This is a genomic window from Siphonobacter sp. BAB-5405 (assembly GCF_002872335.1).
Classification (GTDB): domain Bacteria; phylum Bacteroidota; class Bacteroidia; order Cytophagales; family Spirosomataceae; genus Siphonobacter.
This window is the reverse complement of the sequence record NZ_NJAG01000016.1, coordinates 94477-111773: the sequence shown is the minus strand read 5'-3', so window position 1 is coordinate 111773 and position 17297 is coordinate 94477. Positions and strand designations below refer to the sequence as shown.

Below are 17297 nucleotides of genomic sequence, written 5' to 3'. Positions count from 1 at the left end.
ACTGAAAACTCAAAACGGAAAACTCTCTACAGTCCATCCACGTGCAAATTCACTTTCCCTTTGGCAAAGACTACGGCGTAGATTGAACCGGGCGTCAGGTACACCTGATCGGGGGTAATCGAATCAATTTTCCCGGATAAGGTTACACCCTTCGTAATTTGCCGATTGGTCAATAGAGCCTGTAACTGCTTTTTCGCTTCGTCAATGGGCTCACCAACCGGGAAGGTCAGGGCCGATTGCAGCGACTTGCGTAGCTTACTCTGCAAAACCCAGTTGGCGGTTTTCACCAGAAAACTCCGCGTGTCCAGATCGTAATCGAGGTCTTTCAAGGTAACCGACTTGGTGACGGGATCGTAATACGGTACGCCTTTGAAGTAAATATATCCGTCAAGACTGCCTTTCAGTCCGGCCCGTATTGCCAGCGTGTTCGCATCGCCGTATAGTTTGATGGACGTCACTTCCACGGCATATTTACCGTAATTGAATTTCTGTCCCACTACCGTATCCGCTACCATTCGTTCGGCTTCGGCATGCGAGAGTTCGCTCACCAAGCCAATTTTAAATTCATTCGAGGGGGCCGCACCAAGCTTTAAATCCGGTACCTGATTGACTGCGTTTACGACAGGCTTATCCCCAAAAGCTGTTTCCGTATAGGTCTGAAAACCAATGGTTGACTGAATCGTTTTTCCCACCGTACGGAACGGAGCCATCTGAATAGCTACCGGCGTTATTTTCAACCAGGTACGGTACTGTTCCGACACCTGATACGGTTGCAACGCCGCATTCCAAGCCTGAACGACGTATTTTTTGATTTCAACGTTTTTAGCCACGGCATCGTCCACCCCTTTTTCCAGCGTGGATTTCTTCGAGTCCAGAGCTTTTCCGACGATTCCCGCAACAGGAATGGAAACAGGCCCTAGTTTGAGTACCGGCTTCGTTACCCAGTCGTAGCCTTCGAGTTTGGTCGTGGTATGAGCTTCCCAGTTGGGGGCAATCGAGAATCGGGTAGAAAGCCGCACGTCCAGGGCAAAATCCAGTTCCCGTTCCGTCGAGAGTCCAAGCAGACTGTAGCGAGCCCGAATCCAGATTTTCAGGGGAACCTTCAGATTCAGCGAACTTTCATTATTAACGCTGGCTCCCGGCGTAACCACAATGGTACCACGTTTCCAGACCCGAACCATCATATCGTCCTGATCTTCATAACTCATATCTTCATAGATCAAGTCCGTGAGATTGGCGTTGATCTGACGTTCGACTTCTGAAAGAGAGATTTCAACCGGAAGGTTGATGGTTGATAGGTACCGACGACTTTCCACTTGTTTTTTCGTGTAGAGATACGATTCCTTAGGGGCTGAGGGATTGCTGGATATGGAACCTTTCGGCCGACAGCCCTCCAATGAAATCAAGAATACAAAACCAACTGCCGCCCAAAAACTACGGGAAAAGGGAATACGGCACAAATAATCAGGCATTTCAGTTTTAAGTTTACAATTTTCTGTTTTCAGTAATAGATTCCGTCGGAGTATAGGAGTCAAATGTTATAGTGAAACTTTATGCCTTGCTGGGATTGTGGTGAAAATTACCCCAGTTGAGACGTATGTAAGGGGAATCGTAACTGAAAACGGTAAACCCAAAACTTACTTAATTTTCACCCGCGTTGCTCCGTAGCCAAATTTTTCCTTCTGAGCGTCCGCGAAGAAAGCCACGTGCGGATGCCTGCCCAGTTTGCGGTGGATTTCCGTACGCAGCGTACCGTTACCAACACCGTGAATGAAAATGATTTCATCCAGTCCGTGGGCAATGGCGTTTTCCAGAGCCGTATTGAATGTCTTGAGTTGAAGTTCCAGCATCTCACTGGTATCCATCGCCAGAAAATGCCGCGTGAGCTTCTCAATGTGCAGATCCACCGTAGTTTCGGGCTTCTCTATGATCGGCTTAGGCTCCTCCACTTTTCGCTCCGTCAGGCTTTCCTTGATTTTTTCCGGTTGAATCGCTTCATCGTCTACCTGAAACAGATGCCCGACCTGATCGAGTACGGGAATGCGTTGTTTGGTTTTGAAAAACGAATTGGCCCGGAAGCGAATTTTCTTTTCCAGCGGTGGACGTACATTCCGGAAGGCCAGTCGGGAGAACAAAGCCTGAACCGTGAATACGCCCCAGTTTTCAAAGTCTTTGACTTGCCAGTCACTCGTTTTTTGACTGCTACGGGCTTTTAATAAGCCCGATCCTAAACTTTTAAAATGCGGCTCTGACCCATTAATGAGTGAAAAGGGTACGTCCCAGTCAGTATTATTAATGATGTACATCGACAGTTCCCGATCGTTAACCGGAACAAAAGCCAGATACAAACCCTGATTGGCAAACACCTCGGAAGAGGAGGGAGCTTTGGGCGTTTCGCTGGCGGGTACAGCCCGAAAACGATTTTTCTCCTCGGGTGAAATCAGCGAAACTTCCCGCCGTTGTACTGGAATACGAAACCCAGCCTCAATTTCTACTTCTACTAAATCACCGGGTAAAAATTTGGTGATAATGCCCTCTTCACGGCCGTGTACCAGCCGAACGCGGTCTCCAATATTCATACAAACTAGTTCAGATATACGAGCAAAGGTAGAGTAAAGCGGACAAGGCTGCCTCATCCATTTTAAAAAGCTCGCTCTATTAAAACCTATCATGAGGTAATAAAATTCACGGAATCGAGTAGTTTTACCCGGGAAAGCATGGATAGTAGTTCAAAAAAGGCTTATTTTGAATGTCCAATCCAGTTTATTCATGCGAACGCTTTTCCTACTGACGCTTACCGGACTGTTAGTATTGAGCCGGGAAGGGGAGGCTCAAACGCATGAATCCGCTATCACGAAAGCTCGTACTGAGTTGGCGGCTCTTCCCCAGAGTCCATCAGGTACCAATTATTCTCCCCAAGCACTCGAGCTGTACGATAAGCTGACCAATCTGTACGTCGCCTATGCCGATAGTTACGATGGCCGGGATCGCACCCTGGATTCCGCCCGCTACTTCGTTAACCAGTATCTGGAAACGGCCCAAGCTTTACGAATCGAACTAGCGGAAGCAGATGCCTTGACGCTGAAGGGAAAGGTGGCTCACCTCAGGATGCAATACCGGGAATCGTACGTAGCGAATTATCAGGCGTATCATATTTATTCCCAGTATCCCGTGGAGCGGTGCCGCTATCTGTATGAATGCCTGAAACGCATGGGACGGATTCAGTATAACACGCTGGAAGATTATGAAAAAGCGATGGGCTATTTTATGATCGGGGAAAAAATTGCTAAAACCCGGGAGGATCGGTCATTTATGCTTCGACAGATTGGCCTATGCTACCTGAAGTTAAAAAACTATCTACCCGCTCGACAATTCCTCTATAAATCACTCGCTTTAGCCCAGAAATCTACCTATGAAAGGGCAATGACCTTGAATTTTCTGGGTGAAAGCTACATCAAGTCTGGCGATACAACACGAGGTGAAGCGATGATTCAGCGGGCGATTCGACTGGATAGCAGTACCGTAACCCGTTCAGCCGGGCACTTATTGTTAGCGAAGCTGAACCTGGATCGTAAGGAGACGCAGCAAATCATTATGAATGCTCATTTGGCCCTTCGATACGCTTCTTTAGAAAACAATAATCTATCGGATCGGGCGGAAGCCTGTCAATATCTTTACGAAGCGTATAAGCAGCGAGGCGATTACGCAAAAGCGTTAACGTATTACGAACGGTACAAAGCAACGGCCGATAGTCTGCCCAAAAGCAAGGGTATGCAGGATTACTACCAGATTATGGTAGAACTGGAACGAGAAAAGCTGGCCGAAAAAGAGGAGGAGGCCAATTTTCAACGAAAGTACAAACTCTGGATTACGGTAATAGCCGGATTACTATTACTCATTGGGGCCGGATTGGTCTGGCTCAATCAGTCGGTACGACGGAAGCAGCGAAAAATTGAGGCACAGAACAGAGAAATTGAACAGTTAAACGAAACCCTGGAAATCCGGGTACAGGAGCGTACGGCCGAATTACAGAAAGCCAACCGGGAGTTAGTCCAGAAAAACCGGGAGATTTCGGAAGCCCTACTGATTGGGCAGACGATGGAACGTAAACGCGTAGCGGCGGAATTACACGATAACCTGGGTGGGTTATTGGCAGCGGCCCGCATGACCATCCAGGCCCTGAATCCAGAACATTTGAGTTCGCAGGAAAAGGTCATTTACGACGATGTATTGGCCATGATGAAGCACGCGTACGAAGAAATCCGGTTCATCTCCCATAACATGCTACCCGTCGAACTCGAAAAGTACGGCCTGGAGGCAGGGTTAAAACGACTGGTACAGATTATGACTAACAGTCGTAGTCAAACCCAGTTTACGCTGCAAGTAAGTGGCTTGGAGGAACGGCTTTCGCAGGACATTGAATTCAATGTGTATAACATCTGTCTGGAACTCTGTAATAACATTCTGAAACACGCCAAAGCTCTGTTAGCTGAGATCGTTGTGGAGAAAAAGGAGGATACTTTACAGGTTACCGTGACCGACGATGGTGCTGGTTTTGAGGTAGATCAGTTGCCGGAGGGGATGGGCCTGCGGAACATCCGCGAACGGGCCGAATCCATTGGTGGAACCCTCGAAATTCATTCCGCTCCTCAAAAAGGAACCCACGTTGTTCTGGCAGTAACCGTGTGAGCGTCACGAAAATAACTTGACTTTACCGGAGCGATCCTCGCAACTTACCACCGTATTATCGCTATTTGCGGTTATTTTTGTCGCTTGTACTCCAAACATTTTTGTTCGTATGCCTTTATTACAAGGAAAAGTCGCCCTGGTTACGGGGGCTTCCCGGGGGATTGGCCGGGCCATTGCCACCCGCTTTGCTCAGGAAGGGGCTTCGGTTGCCTTTACGTATCTGTCGAGTGTTGAAAAAGGTCAGGCTCTGGAAGCAGAATTAGCCGCTTTGGGCGTTAAAGCCAAAGGGTACCGTTCGGATGCCTCCGACTATAAAGCCGCCGAAGAGCTGATTACACAAGTCATTGCTGATTTTGGTACGCTGGACGTGCTGGTCAACAATGCTGGTATCACCCGGGACGGCCTGCTAATGCGGATGACGGAAGAAGCCTGGGACGAAGTAATTCGGGTAAACCTGAAGTCGGTATTCAACCTGACCAAAGCGGCCACTCGCCCCATGATGAAGGCGAAGAGTGGTTCGATCATTAACCTGACGTCTATTGTAGGCGTGCGGGGCAATGCGGGTCAGGCTAACTATGCTGCCTCCAAAGCGGGTATTATTGGTTTTACGAAATCCGTAGCCTTGGAATTGGCGAGCCGCAATGTACGTTCCAACGCCATTGCACCGGGTTTCATCATTACTGAAATGACGGGCGAAGTAAGCGAAAAGGCCGTAGAAGAATGGATGAATTCAATTCCCATGAAACGCGGTGGTCAGCCCGAAGAGATAGCCGATGCCTGTATATTCCTGGCTTCGGATATGTCTAAATACATCACGGGTCAGGTACTCCAGGTAAATGGGGGACTGCTGACCTAAAATGGATAGTAGTTTTCAGTTTTCAATTTGCAGTTTTCAGGAGTTCATCGGGACAATTTCAGCATAGAAACAGTCGCGTTGGTAGTACTGAAAACTGCAAACTGAAAATTGCAAACTGAAAAACTCTAAACTCAACAGCTTGAACTTCGTTTTTCAGTCTTCGCCGTGGTGGATTCTGCTTTGCCTCTTGGTGGGTGGATTCTATGCTTTTCTTCTCTACCAGCCCAAAGCGAATTGGAGCAAAGTGGCCAACGGGTCGCTGGCGGTCCTTCGGTTCATCGTAGTTTCCGGACTGTGCTTACTGCTACTCAATCTGTTACTACGCCAAACGGAAGTACGCGTCGAAAAGAAAACGGTGGTACTGGCTCTGGATAACTCGGCTTCGGTAGGGAAACAGGGGCAGGGACTGATCAGCGGGCTGAAAAGCTTTCAGGAAGCTCTGGAAAACAAAGGATACGCCGTTGAAGTACAAACGTTACGAGCTACGCCCGTATCCAGTCTGGATTCCGTCCGCTTCACTCAGAAATCAACCGATTTATCCGGTCTGCTGACGAACGTTAAAACCAGTCTGGAAGGACGGAACGTTACGGATGTTGTACTGCTGTCGGATGGCATTGTCAATCAGGGCGTATCGCCAACATTTCAATCCTTTACCTTTCCCATTCATTCGCTGGCCGTAGGCGATACCACGCCGAAACGGGATGTGAATCTGAAAACCATCACGGCCAACCAGATTGCCTACCTAGGCAATCAGTTTCCCATTCAGGCCGATATTCTGGCGGATGGCTACGCGGGCCGAACGGCTACGGTAGTGCTGCGACGGGGTGGTCAAACGCTGGCCCAGCAAACGGTACAATTTCCCAAAGAACGGGCTCTCGCTACCGTCAACTTCACTACGCAGGCTCTGGCCAAAGGTTTGCAACATCTGGTCGTCGAAGTCGTACCCTTACCCGGGGAACATACCACCCAAAACAACCGGAAAGATGTGTACGTGGAAGTGATTGATGGTCGGCAGCGGATTTTGCTCGTCGCATCGGCCCCTCACCCGGATATCAAGGCCATTCGTAGTATCATTGAAAAGAATGACAACTTCGAGTTTGACTTTCAGATCGTAAATCCCAGTACGCCGCCCCAGCCTTCCGACAAAAAATACGACCTCCTCATCTTCCACCAGCAGCCCGATGCTTTCAGTTCTTCCGGAGCGTACCTTAAACGATTAATGGATCAGGGTACCCCCGTGTTCTGGATCGTGGCGAGTCAGACGGGTACCAATCCACTGAATAATGCCCAGCAAGTGGCTCAAATTCAGGCTCAGGCGGGTCAACTGGATAAAGTTACGGCTTTCTATAACCGGAATTTCACCCGGCTGAATCTGAATGCCGAACAGATGGAATTGTTACGCAAACTGCCGCCGCTGTCCGTGCCTTTTGGGGAGGTACGGCCCCTGGCCAATTCGGAAGTCGTGCTGTTTCAGAAGAAAAATACGATTGAAACCAGTAAGCCCCTGCTCATTCTCAATTCGGGTCCTAAACGCGGGGCCATGTTGCTGGGCGAAGGCTTGTGGGAATGGCGACTGGAAGAGTACCGGCTGACGGAAAAGCAGGAGGTGGTCGATGAACTGGTGACGAAACTGATTCAGTTTCTTTCTTCCAAAGATGACAAACGCAAACTGCGGGTATACCCCACCCAGAATCAGTTCCAACTGGAAGATCGGGTGGCGTTCGAAACCGAGATCTACAATGAACTGTACGAACGGATTTACGGGCCCGAGGTTACGCTGACGATTACGGATGAAAAAGGGCAGGCTCGCAAATACACGTATACCTCATCGGCTAGTCGTTTTGAGATCAGCAATTTGCCCGTTGGCGTGTATCGCTATGCGGCTACGGCGAAAGTGTTGGGCAAGGATGAGACGGCCAGTGGTGAATTCGTTATTCGGGATGAACAACTGGAACTGGCCAATACGACCGCTGACTTCAATTTGTTACGCCAGCTGAGCCAGCAATCCAACGGGAAGTTCTATACCGCCAGCCAGCTACAGACGCTTGAACAAAACCTGCTGAGCCGTGATTTGCCCGATAAGCTAACCAGTACGGAAGATTTACGGGAGCCCATCAATCTTCGCTGGATTTTCTTTATTCTGCTAACGTTACTCGCTCTAGAGTGGGGTTTCCGCAAATACCTGGGAAGCTATTAAAGGTGTTCACCCCAACAACTTTCTTAATTCTGTTACGCGGCGTAAGCGGGCATCTGCTTTCTTTGTGCTCCTTTGGCACCTTATGCGTAAACTGATTTTTCTTCTCGTCTTTCTCCATTCAACGGTTTTCGGCCAGATTCGGCAGGACCGGCTGAATGGCTTGTTGATTGGCCAGGGAGCCGTTTTCGCTGGAACGATTTATGGTCTGAGTAAAGCCTGGTACAAAAAACCGCTCAAGAATTTTCATACTTTCAACGACAATAAAGAATGGTTGCAGCTGGATAAAGCCGGGCACGCCTACACGGCCTATCAAATCGCTCGTATGGGTATGGCCGCGTACCAGTGGGCTGGAATGAATAACCAACAGTCCGCTTTGTACGGAGCTACCAGCGGCGTAACCTTCATGTTACCCATTGAAATTCTGGACGGGTTTTCGCCCGAATACGGCTTTTCAATTGGCGACGTGGTAGCAAATCTGACTGGTCCGGCGATTCTGGTAACGCAGCAACTGGCCTGGGGCGAAGTGCGGGTTACACCCAAATGGAGTTTTCACCCCACCCGGCTCGCTCGCGAAAGACCGGAGCTGTTGGGACGTAGCTGGAGCGAAAGCTGGCTGAAGGATTATAACGGGCAAACGTACTGGTTATCGATGAATCCGGCTTCTTTTCAGGCTTCTAACGAGCGTACCGTTCGCTGGCCCAAACTACTCAATATCGCCGTTGGATATGGCATTGACAACATGATTGCTGCGGATTACGAAAAAAGTATCGCTTTAGGCAGAAGACCCGTTCGACAGTTTTTTATCTCGCCTGACCTGGATCTGACGCGTATTCCTACGCATTCCGATTTACTGAAAAGTCTGTTATTTCTGGCGAATTGCCTGAAAATTCCGGCTCCGGCGATTGAATTCCGGGTGTCGAAAGTGCCTCCTAAGTTCAAAGTCAAGGTACACCCCGTGTATTTCTAAGTCTGCCGTAACCTGGCGATTAATTAAAAAAGCGAGTCTGGTTTTCACCTGAACTCGCTTTTGTTGTATACGTGGGTGGTTGCTACTTAAACGGCCTGAAATTGTTGTTCGTAGGCGGAACGGAGCATCTTTAACGCCCGTCCCATCTGAGCTTCCACCGTTTTGATGGAAAGATTTAATTTTTCCGCGATTTCCCGGTACATCAGTCCTTCTTCCCGGCTCATCCGGAAAATCAGTCGGCAGCGTTTGGGGAGAGCTGAAATATGGCTTTCAATAAAATGACTGACAATTTGGTAATCGTATTGGTCGGCGATGCGATCTTCCGAGAGGGGAAGGGAATTCGCAACCTCGGGCGTAATCTCGTGCAGGTGTAATTCGTGGCGGTAATGTTTCAGATAATCAAAGGCCAGGTTACGTACGGAACGGAACAGGTATGACTCAAACGAAGTGTGAATCTGCAACCGGGAACGGTGTTGCCAGAAGTGCATGAACACGTCCAGTACCACTTCTTCAGCCAGTTCCGAGGAATTTAAAATCTTCGTTGCGTATACCAGTAATCGCTTGTGGTAGCGATGGTACAGATCAGAAAATGCCGTAGCGTCAGCGTTTTGGATAAAACGTTCGAACAACTGTGACGTAGAGACCTTCGATTTGGCGGGGCTCGTACGGAGGGTGGAGCGGCGAGACGTACTGTTCATAGATCTGTTTTTAGTGATTATCGCATACGATTATTCCTGGAAATCTGAATTTTACCGATTCAAATTCTGCTGAAACGATGAGGGGATATTAGAACGTATAGAACCGCATCGCCAAGAATAGGCAAAAATATTTTTACGCAACCGTTCCCGAAACCGTTCCCGGAACTATCTTTACTTCACTTTTTTTTAGGTAAAATTCAATTTTTGCGTTCGTCGGAGTGGTTAGAGGACTTTTAGCATGGCTAGGAAACTTTGTACTATTCCGCGAAACAATCTGCTAGCTTTGTGAACACGCCTATTATTACCTTGAAAGAAATTGCCCGTCGATTAGGTCTTTCCAAATCGACCGTATCGCGGGCCTTACGGGACAGCAGTGAAATTGGTGCCGAAACCAAACAGCGGGTACTGGAGCTGGCTCGCGAACTGAGCTATACGCCCAACCCGATTGCGTTGAGTCTGCAACGGAGCCGGAGCCAGACCATCGGTATCATCGTACCCGAAATTGCGAACTCATTTTTTGGCTCGGTAATTAGCGGGATTGAAGAAGTGGCGTATCGGCAGGGGTATCACATTACGATTTACCAAAGCCACGACTCTTCGGATCGGGAAGTAACCGATGTGCGTAATATTCTGGTGCGAAGAGCGGATGGACTGGTGGTTTCCACGGCCAGTCAGATTCGGAATCTGGACCATTTCCGAACGCTTCAGGAGCAGGGCATTCCCGTCGTCTTTTTCGACCGGAAAGTGGAAAATTTTCAGACCCACCAGGTGATTGTGGATGATTTCGATGGAGCGTTTCGGGCGACCGAGCATTTGATTGAACAGGGTTGCCGTAAACTGGCCTGCCTGACCGGACCCCAGCATTTGCCCATCGTGCAACAGCGTACGGGTGGTTTTAAAGCCGCTTTGCAAAAGCATAATTTACCGATACGGGCTGAATGGCTCGTCGAAGGTCCGTTCCGGCAAAACAGCGGTAATCAGCTGACAAAAGAACTGTTCGCCGACCTGAGCGATCATCCCGACGGTATTCTGGCCGCCAGTACCAGCATTGCCCTAGGGGCTCATTTGGCGATTCGGGAAGTAGGTATGAAAATGCCCGAAGAAGTCGCTTTGATTGGTTTTTCGGATCCGCCCATTGCCCCCTTGCTTGATCCGCCCTTGAGTTCAATCGCTCAGCCCGGTTTTGAAATGGGTCAGCAGTCGGCAGAATTACTCATTGACATGATTGAAAAGAAAGGAAAACCCATCCGGTACCAAACCCGTATCCTGCAGACCGATCTGGTGGTCCGGCGATCTTCGCAACGGACGCCGGAAGTATAAACGAAAGGAGCAGCCTAATGAAGGCTGCTCCTTTCGTTTGAATGATACTCTAATAATCCGTTATAGAACCATCAATTTTTGAAAAGCGTACTCAGCCAGTTCTTTAGCCGATCGCTCCATTGATCCGGGGTTGTTTTATTGGTAAGGCCAAACCCGTGTCCGCCTTTCGGGTAGACGTGCAGTTCGACAGGAACGTCGTTTTTCTGACATGCCTGGAAGAAAACAATGGAATTATTGACGGATACACCTTTGTCGTCCGCCGCATGAACCAGAAAGGTGGGCGGCGTCTGGCGGGTTACCTGCTTTTCATTTGAATACGCATCTACCCGTTCAGCACTGGCGTTTTTCCCCAGCAACGCGTCATGCGAGCCCTGGTGGGTCAGCTCCGGCGTCATACTGATGACGGGGTAGATCAGCATCAGGAAATCTGGTCGTACGGATACATTCGAACTCGCATCCAGAGGTTTTTCAAAGTGCGTACCCGCCGTGGCGGCTACGTGACCACCCGCCGAGAAGCCCATGATCCCAATGCGATCGGGCTGTATTCCAAACTCTTTCGCCCGTGACCGGACAATCCGAATGGCTTGCTGGGCGTCCATCAGCGGTCCGGTCTCTTTCTGCACCAACAGGTTCTCGGTAGAGGGTAGCCGGTATTTCAGTACAAAAGCGGTTACGCCGGCTTCGTTGAGCACTTTCGCTACGTCGGAGCCCTCGTGACTAGCGGCTAAAATATGGTAGCCGCCTCCCGGACAAATGATAACCGCCGTACCATTAGGTTTAGCCGCTTTGTACACGGTGATACTAGGTTTAGTTACGTTTCTAATTCGTAAAACGCCATCGTTTTTGCCTGGTTCCACGATCTCGTCGCTGGTGGGAGCGTTGGGAGCCTGATTTGGAATAGGGCTACCCGTATACAAGGGAATCACCTGCTGAGCCTGAGCCTGAAAAGAAAGCATGAGAGCGACGAACCAAAGTTTTTTCATGAGTAATGGTAGGTTTAGAAAAGGGGAGCAAGGTCTGAAACTTTCTCCAATTAAATATGGGATGACTAGCGGGCCGCTGCTCGTTTCTGCATGCGTTGACCAACTGTAATAAGGACGACGGCCAGAATGATAATCCCTGCGGCTACAACGACTTTAAAGGTGAGCTGCTCGCCCACAAATACATAACCCAGCAACAGGGCTACCAGCGGATTGACGTAGTTATACGTGGCCAGCAAGGTAGGAGAGGTCCGTTGTGACAGCCAGCTGAATACCGTAAATCCGCCCAGCGAACCTACACTCAGTAAGTACAGGAACGACTGCCAGGTACTATGATTGAAACCGGCCACATTCACCTTTGAAAATTCACCTACTGCGGAGCTGACCAGCAGCGTGGCGATACCACCGCCCAGCATTTGCATCGCCGATAAGTAGGCGGCGGAATAGGGGAGCTGAGCCCGCTGCGAAATCACCATTCCCAGACTCCAGCAGAAGGTGGCCAGTAATAATGCCAGAATACCCCAGGTAAAATTTGCCGACGTTCCTTCGAGCGAAAAAGCATCAAAATCCAGTAACAACCCAACGCCTACCACACCGGTCAGAACACCTCCAATGACCATCGGGCTCGGGATCTGGCGTAGCCATAGCAGTTGAAGTAAAACGAGCCAGATGGGTACCGCCGCCACAATCAAAGCGGCATATCCCGTGGGCACCCAGGCCACGGCAATACTCACACCCCCATTGCCGACGCCGAGTAGCAAAATACCCACAATACTTGAGGTAAGCCAGGCTCGGCTACTGGGCCATACTCGCGGCTCCGTGGCTTTAGCCCAGACTAGCATGAGCAGTCCGGCGGTAAAGTTCCGTACGCCCGAAGCCATGAGGGGCGGGACGGTTTCAATGAGGTAGTGAATAGCCAGATACGTACTCCCCCAGGCTAAATAGAGGTAAATAAGTCCGGACCAGATTTGTAACGAAGACGTACGATTCATAGGGGAAGTGAAAAAAGCGAAGCAAAGCTACAAAATGAGAAGGCTTGCTTTCATTGGAAAGACGCAGGAAGCTTTACATTACCCTCGGGAACTGCGAATCCAGAATCTGTGAACACTTTTTATTCAACGGTTACCAACACATTTTGCCAGAAATGCTGTTGTCAGCGTGATAGGAAGGCGGTTTTTCGTTGACTTTCGAAGAATGGAGTTCGTGACAACCTTTCTACAAAGGCAGCTTGCTGGTTCTGATACTCTGGGCAACTAGAGAAGTAGCGATTACGAAACGTTCTTCAAGTCTTGAGGCATTCAGGTTTGACAAGGCTTGATAGCCCAAGCAAGGGAAAAACGGACGCCTATATTAAAACGGCCTTAAAATCAATGCCTGTAGCTTAACTTTCAGATCAAGAATGATCTAACGGACTAAGAATACTTCCATTTTTGCCGAAAGTAAAGTCTAACATGGGACACAGAAATTCAACGGAATTCTGATTTTACGTGAGTGAACACTGGGAAGGGAGCGATATTAGGGCGATAAAAGGTCCTTTTAGTCTGCTTTATGAAGAAGTGTTGGTGTATTGTATGGTTAGGTATGAGTTTGTCCTCGCAAGCTCAGACTTTTAAAGAAGGCAAGCTGTGGCTGAACGAAGACGGCAGCAATTATTTTAAAGTGACCCTGAATGCCCAAATCTGGTTGCGAAATACGGAGCTAAATCCCGGTAGTACAGTGAATGGGTTTGCTCAGACGAATGTAACCGATATCGGGATTCGCCGGGCTCGTTTGCAGGCGTTCGGGCAAATTGCCGATCGCGTATTTATTTATACGCAAATTGGAATGAACAACTTTAGTGCTTTGTCGGATCGGAAAGCAGGGTTTTTCATCCACGACATCAACGGGGATTATGAAGTCGTTCGAAAGAAATTGTTCGTTGGGGGCGGACTCACGGCTTGGAATGGACTGTCCCGATTTTCGGCTCCGGCCGTCGGGTCCATTCTGGGAATTGATGCTCCCCTGTTCGAGCAGAATACCAATGACGTAACGGATCAGTTTCTACGGAAACTCAGTCTGTACGCCAAAGGCAAATGGGGCAAGCTGGATTATCGATTGGTGATGAGTAACCCCATGTCGATCACCAAAGCAGCGGGCTATACGCCTGGTTTGTCGGTTAATTCGTCATTTTCGCCGCGATCCGCCCGCATGCAGTGGCACGGGTACGTACAGTGGCAGTTCCTGGATCAGGAGTCGAATGTGACGGGTTATAATACCGGAACGTACTTGGGAAGCAAACGGGTTCTGAACGTAGGAGCCGGATTTCAGTACCAGCCCGCCGCTCAGTGGCATTTAGTGGGTACGGATACCGTTTCGACGGCCATGCGAAATTTTGCCGTGGATTTATTTTACGATGTACCGCTGAATTCGGCCAAAGGTACCGCCCTGAGTGCGTACGCCGTGTACATGCATACGGATTACGGACCGGGGTACCTGCGAAATCAGGCAACCATGAATCCGGCCTCGGGTACTACGCGTACAGATATCGTGAATGGAAGTGGCAACGGCTATCCTTCCTTCGGGACGGGCCACTTGTTGTACGGGCAGGTAGGCTATAAGTGTAGGGAAAATCTGTTGGGTAAAACTACCCTAATGCCCTACGCGAGTCTGCAATACGCCCGTTACGAGCGGCTAAATGCGGCGGTACTATTCTGGGATGCCGGTATCAACTGGTTGTTGAAAGGACAAACCTCGAAACTCACCCTGGCCTATCAGAACCGCCCCGTTTTCCAGAATATACCTGGAACGAATACCGCGGATCGCATCGGTACCAAAGGAGCGGTACTGCTCCAGTATCAGGTGTTCTGGAATTAAGCGTTGCCGTGGCGTTTGACCGAGGGGAAAGCGAAACCAAAGGTTCGAATTTTTATCAGAGTAGTTTATAGTGGGAAGGTTAAAACCTCCGCTCTTTGAGCGGAGGTTTTTTGTTAGGGTACGATGCCGGAGGGTACTAAGCAGGTAGAGGAAACAGCAAACGTACACGGTCGCCTCGCCGATTGCGTTTAGCATTATGATTTTGAATAGAATCCTGAGTCAGGCCTTCCGTAGGGCTAGGCTAGTGCCGTACCCGACGGGCCAGTAACCAGATCGTAAAACCCAGAACGATAACGATACTCAGAGCGATGCGGAGGGTAGCGGCTTCCGCAACAAATCCAATCAGCGGAGGCCCCATTAAAAAGCCCGTGTACCCTACGGTGGATACGGCAGCCAGAGCAATGCCCGCCGACATGGTTGCGGAACGTCCTGCCTCCGAATACACCAGTGGTACAACGACGGCTACGCCAAAACCAATGATTAGAAAACCAATGATGACGGCCCAGGGAAAGGGAGCCGATACGGCCAGTGCCATGCCTACGGCAATGCCCAGGCCACTGATCTGAAGCATTTTTCGAATGCCGAGACGTACGGTAAGCCAGTCACCCATGAAACGTCCGGCAGCCATGGTGATGGTGAAAGCTGTATACCCTAAAGACGCCACGTTACCGCCCCGTTGCCGGTAATAGATGGACGACCAGTCGGCCATGGCTCCTTCGGTAAGCATACAGCAGAAAGCAATGAGACCGAGCAGTAACAGGGCTCGGTCGGGCCACACGAAAAGGGGTGTTTTCTCAGTCGAAGTCTGTTGTTTATGATCCTGACTAAGCAAAGCCCGGGCGGATACCAAGGCCATAATGACGGATAGAACCAGAACCGCCAGAAAGTGATACAAAGGCGTTATTCGCAAGGAAACCGCAATACCTCCCAGAGCAGATCCCGCGAAGGCTCCAATACTGAACAAGCCGTGACAGGAAGACATAATCGGTTTGCCCAGGCCTCGTTCCACGTTTACCACCTGCGTGTTAACGGCGATATTGGAAACGTCTCCGGCGGCTCCGTACAGAAATAAAGCCGCCGCTAGTTGCCAGCCACTTGTCATTAATCCCAGCAGAGGTAAGGCCGCTACGTAGGCGACCAAAGCCCAGAACGTTACTTTTCGGCTGCCTAGCTTGGTGACCAGCCAACCCGCCGGGGCCAGTGCCACCAATGATCCCAGGGGCATTCCCAGCAGGATCGAACCCAGTTCGCCCGCACTTAACTGCAGATTTTCCTGAATGTCTGGAATACGTGAAGCCCAGCTCGCGAAGCTCAGTCCCATCAAAAAGAAAAATGTACTGACCGATACCCGGGCCGCCGTATAGTTGAGGCGAGCCGGTGGGGGAACTTCAGGAGAAAACATAAAGTAAGCGTTCGTTTTGGGGTATCCGGACTTGCCTGGGGTTATGGATTCAGTAACGGCTCCGGCAACAGCAGGCGTTCAACGTCTCGCCAGGTTTGTACGCGTTGATACCCTTCCAGGGTTTGGTTGTGCGGAGCATCAAATAAAATCGGCGTACCACGAAAGGTACTCAAATTTTTCTCATGGTCGTCGATGAGGTAATCGCCATCAATCATCCATTTGTGCCCACAGAGAACAATATACCGCCAGTCGATGAATGCAAAGTGTTCAGCCAGCCACTCGACTTTTTCTTTCAGAGAATTAGGAAACTCAATCGCTGCTGAAACAATGAATACTTCATACTGTTCGGTGAGCTTTCTTACTACTTCCTGAGCGTCGGGCATCACGGTCATACCCCGAAAAAATCCGGGTTCGTGTACCCAACTTTTTACCGTATCTGCGTGAATATCCACGGCAGCCGCCCAGTTAGGGCCTTTCAATAAATCTTTGGTAACGGATCGGCCCAGCCGATTTACGCAATATTCCACAAAACGACCGGAAGCATCCGCCAGGACATCGTCCATGTCAATCAAAATACGTTTCATTCGTTTTTTAGCGAACCGTTTCCAGGTCCGTGGCTTTTAAAATGGTTAATAACTGTGTAATACCCGCCGTATCCCAGGCATCAATTTTCCAGTCGGCCAGCGATAAATCCTGATTGCCCGAGTTGGGATTGACGTACCCGACGCAGGGTATACCAGCAGCCTTGGCGGCCCGGCATCCATTCGTTGAATCTTCAATGACCAGACAGTCCTCGGGTGCTACGCCAAAATACGCACTTTGTTTGAGGAAAATTTCAGGATCGGGTTTCGCCCGGGCGACGTCTTCGCCGTTGTACACGTTCTCGAAATAGCTTTTCAAACCCGAACGCTCCAGGCACAGATTCACCATGCGTCGCTGGTTGGAGGAGGAAACGCACAGTCTGAATCCCTGCTCCTGTAACGTGGCCAGCAATTCAGGAATACCCTGAATGACGGGAAAGGGCTCAAGAGCCGCAAATTTCTCCATCAGCAGGTCGTATTCCTGCTCCACGTATACTTCCGGGGCATTGGGTAATTGTTCGGGATACAGGGCTTTGTAGCGGCTGTAAATCTCGCGGGAAGCGACGCCCGTCAGGCCATCCACTTCTTCCTGGGTCAAGGGAATACCCAGATGGTTTTCAAAAAAATAGGGATGGAAATGATGGTAGATCGGCTCGCTGTCCACGAGTACGCCATCCATATCAAAAATGACCAGTTTCATAGGCTTATTGCTAGTGATGTTGCAAAATTCGGTAAAAAACCGAAATAAGCCGCA

At 49.7% G+C, this 17297-nt stretch carries 14 protein-coding genes; 6 read left to right on the top strand and 8 right to left on the bottom strand.

All coding sequences use genetic code 11. From position 1 onward, the window contains the following. Positions 1–26: 26 nt before the first annotated feature. A complete protein-coding gene (locus BWI97_RS14770) occupies positions 27–1316 on the bottom strand; it encodes a DUF4403 family protein (RefSeq protein ID WP_158242768.1) in 1290 nt (429 codons plus the stop codon). 321 nt (positions 1317–1637) lie between these two features. Next, on the bottom strand, positions 1638–2579 hold the full coding sequence (locus tag BWI97_RS14765) for a Smr/MutS family protein (RefSeq protein ID WP_102201534.1): 942 nt from the start codon (positions 2577–2579) through the stop codon (positions 1638–1640). A gap of 190 nt (positions 2580–2769) precedes the next feature. On the opposite strand from BWI97_RS14765, the gene BWI97_RS14760 reads away from it, so the two are divergent. The 4 genes from BWI97_RS14760 (at position 2770) to BWI97_RS14745 (ending at position 8709) form a co-directional block, all read left to right on the top strand. Next, positions 2770–4689 carry a sensor histidine kinase gene (locus BWI97_RS14760; protein WP_102201533.1) on the top strand — a complete coding sequence of 640 codons (1920 nt, stop codon included), beginning with the start codon at positions 2770–2772 and terminating at the stop codon, positions 4687–4689. 109 nt (positions 4690–4798) lie between these two features. Beyond that, a complete protein-coding gene (gene fabG, locus BWI97_RS14755; RefSeq protein ID WP_102201532.1) occupies positions 4799–5545 on the top strand; it encodes a 3-oxoacyl-[acyl-carrier-protein] reductase in 747 nt (248 codons plus the stop codon). A 139-nt stretch (positions 5546–5684) separates the two neighbouring features. Next, positions 5685–7742: a carboxypeptidase-like regulatory domain-containing protein gene (locus tag BWI97_RS14750; protein WP_102201531.1), complete on the top strand. Its 2058-nt coding sequence runs from the start codon at positions 5685–5687 to the stop codon at positions 7740–7742. An 82-nt stretch (positions 7743–7824) separates the two neighbouring features. Next, on the top strand, positions 7825–8709 hold the full coding sequence (locus BWI97_RS14745) for a DUF2279 domain-containing protein (RefSeq protein ID WP_102201530.1): 885 nt from the start codon (positions 7825–7827) through the stop codon (positions 8707–8709). An 86-nt stretch (positions 8710–8795) separates the two neighbouring features. Here the strand turns inward: BWI97_RS14745 and BWI97_RS14740 are convergent, their stop codons facing one another. Next, positions 8796–9407, bottom strand: coding sequence for an RNA polymerase sigma-70 factor (locus tag BWI97_RS14740; RefSeq protein WP_102201529.1), 612 nt, complete (start codon positions 9405–9407; stop codon positions 8796–8798). Positions 9408–9692: 285 nt separating this feature from the next. On the opposite strand from BWI97_RS14740, the gene BWI97_RS14735 reads away from it, so the two are divergent. Next, positions 9693–10727 (top strand): LacI family DNA-binding transcriptional regulator, encoded by a 1035-nt coding sequence (locus tag BWI97_RS14735; protein WP_233207860.1) that lies wholly within the window; start codon positions 9693–9695, stop codon positions 10725–10727. Between the two features lie 71 nt (positions 10728–10798). Here BWI97_RS14735 and BWI97_RS14730 read toward each other — a convergent pair whose 3' ends face one another. Further along, positions 10799–11710 (bottom strand): alpha/beta hydrolase, encoded by a 912-nt coding sequence (locus tag BWI97_RS14730; RefSeq protein WP_102201528.1) that lies wholly within the window; start codon positions 11708–11710, stop codon positions 10799–10801. A gap of 65 nt (positions 11711–11775) precedes the next feature. Continuing rightward, a complete protein-coding gene (locus tag BWI97_RS14725) occupies positions 11776–12699 on the bottom strand; it encodes an EamA family transporter (protein WP_102201527.1) in 924 nt (307 codons plus the stop codon). 589 nt (positions 12700–13288) lie between these two features. On the opposite strand from BWI97_RS14725, the gene BWI97_RS14720 reads away from it, so the two are divergent. After that, a complete protein-coding gene (locus BWI97_RS14720) occupies positions 13289–14560 on the top strand; it encodes a hypothetical protein (RefSeq protein WP_199182013.1) in 1272 nt (423 codons plus the stop codon). Positions 14561–14801: 241 nt separating this feature from the next. Here the strand turns inward: BWI97_RS14720 and BWI97_RS14715 are convergent, their stop codons facing one another. The 3 genes from BWI97_RS14715 to BWI97_RS14705 are packed head-to-tail and all read right to left on the bottom strand — an operon-like array spanning position 14802 to position 17243. Then, positions 14802–15962 (bottom strand): MFS transporter, encoded by a 1161-nt coding sequence (locus BWI97_RS14715; protein ID WP_102201525.1) that lies wholly within the window; start codon positions 15960–15962, stop codon positions 14802–14804. 41 nt (positions 15963–16003) lie between these two features. Further along, positions 16004–16546 (bottom strand): 5'(3')-deoxyribonucleotidase, encoded by a 543-nt coding sequence (locus tag BWI97_RS14710; protein WP_102201524.1) that lies wholly within the window; start codon positions 16544–16546, stop codon positions 16004–16006. 7 nt (positions 16547–16553) lie between these two features. Continuing rightward, positions 16554–17243, bottom strand: a complete 690-nt coding sequence (locus tag BWI97_RS14705) for an HAD family phosphatase (protein WP_102201523.1) — start codon at positions 17241–17243, stop codon at positions 16554–16556. Positions 17244–17297 lie beyond the last annotated feature (54 nt).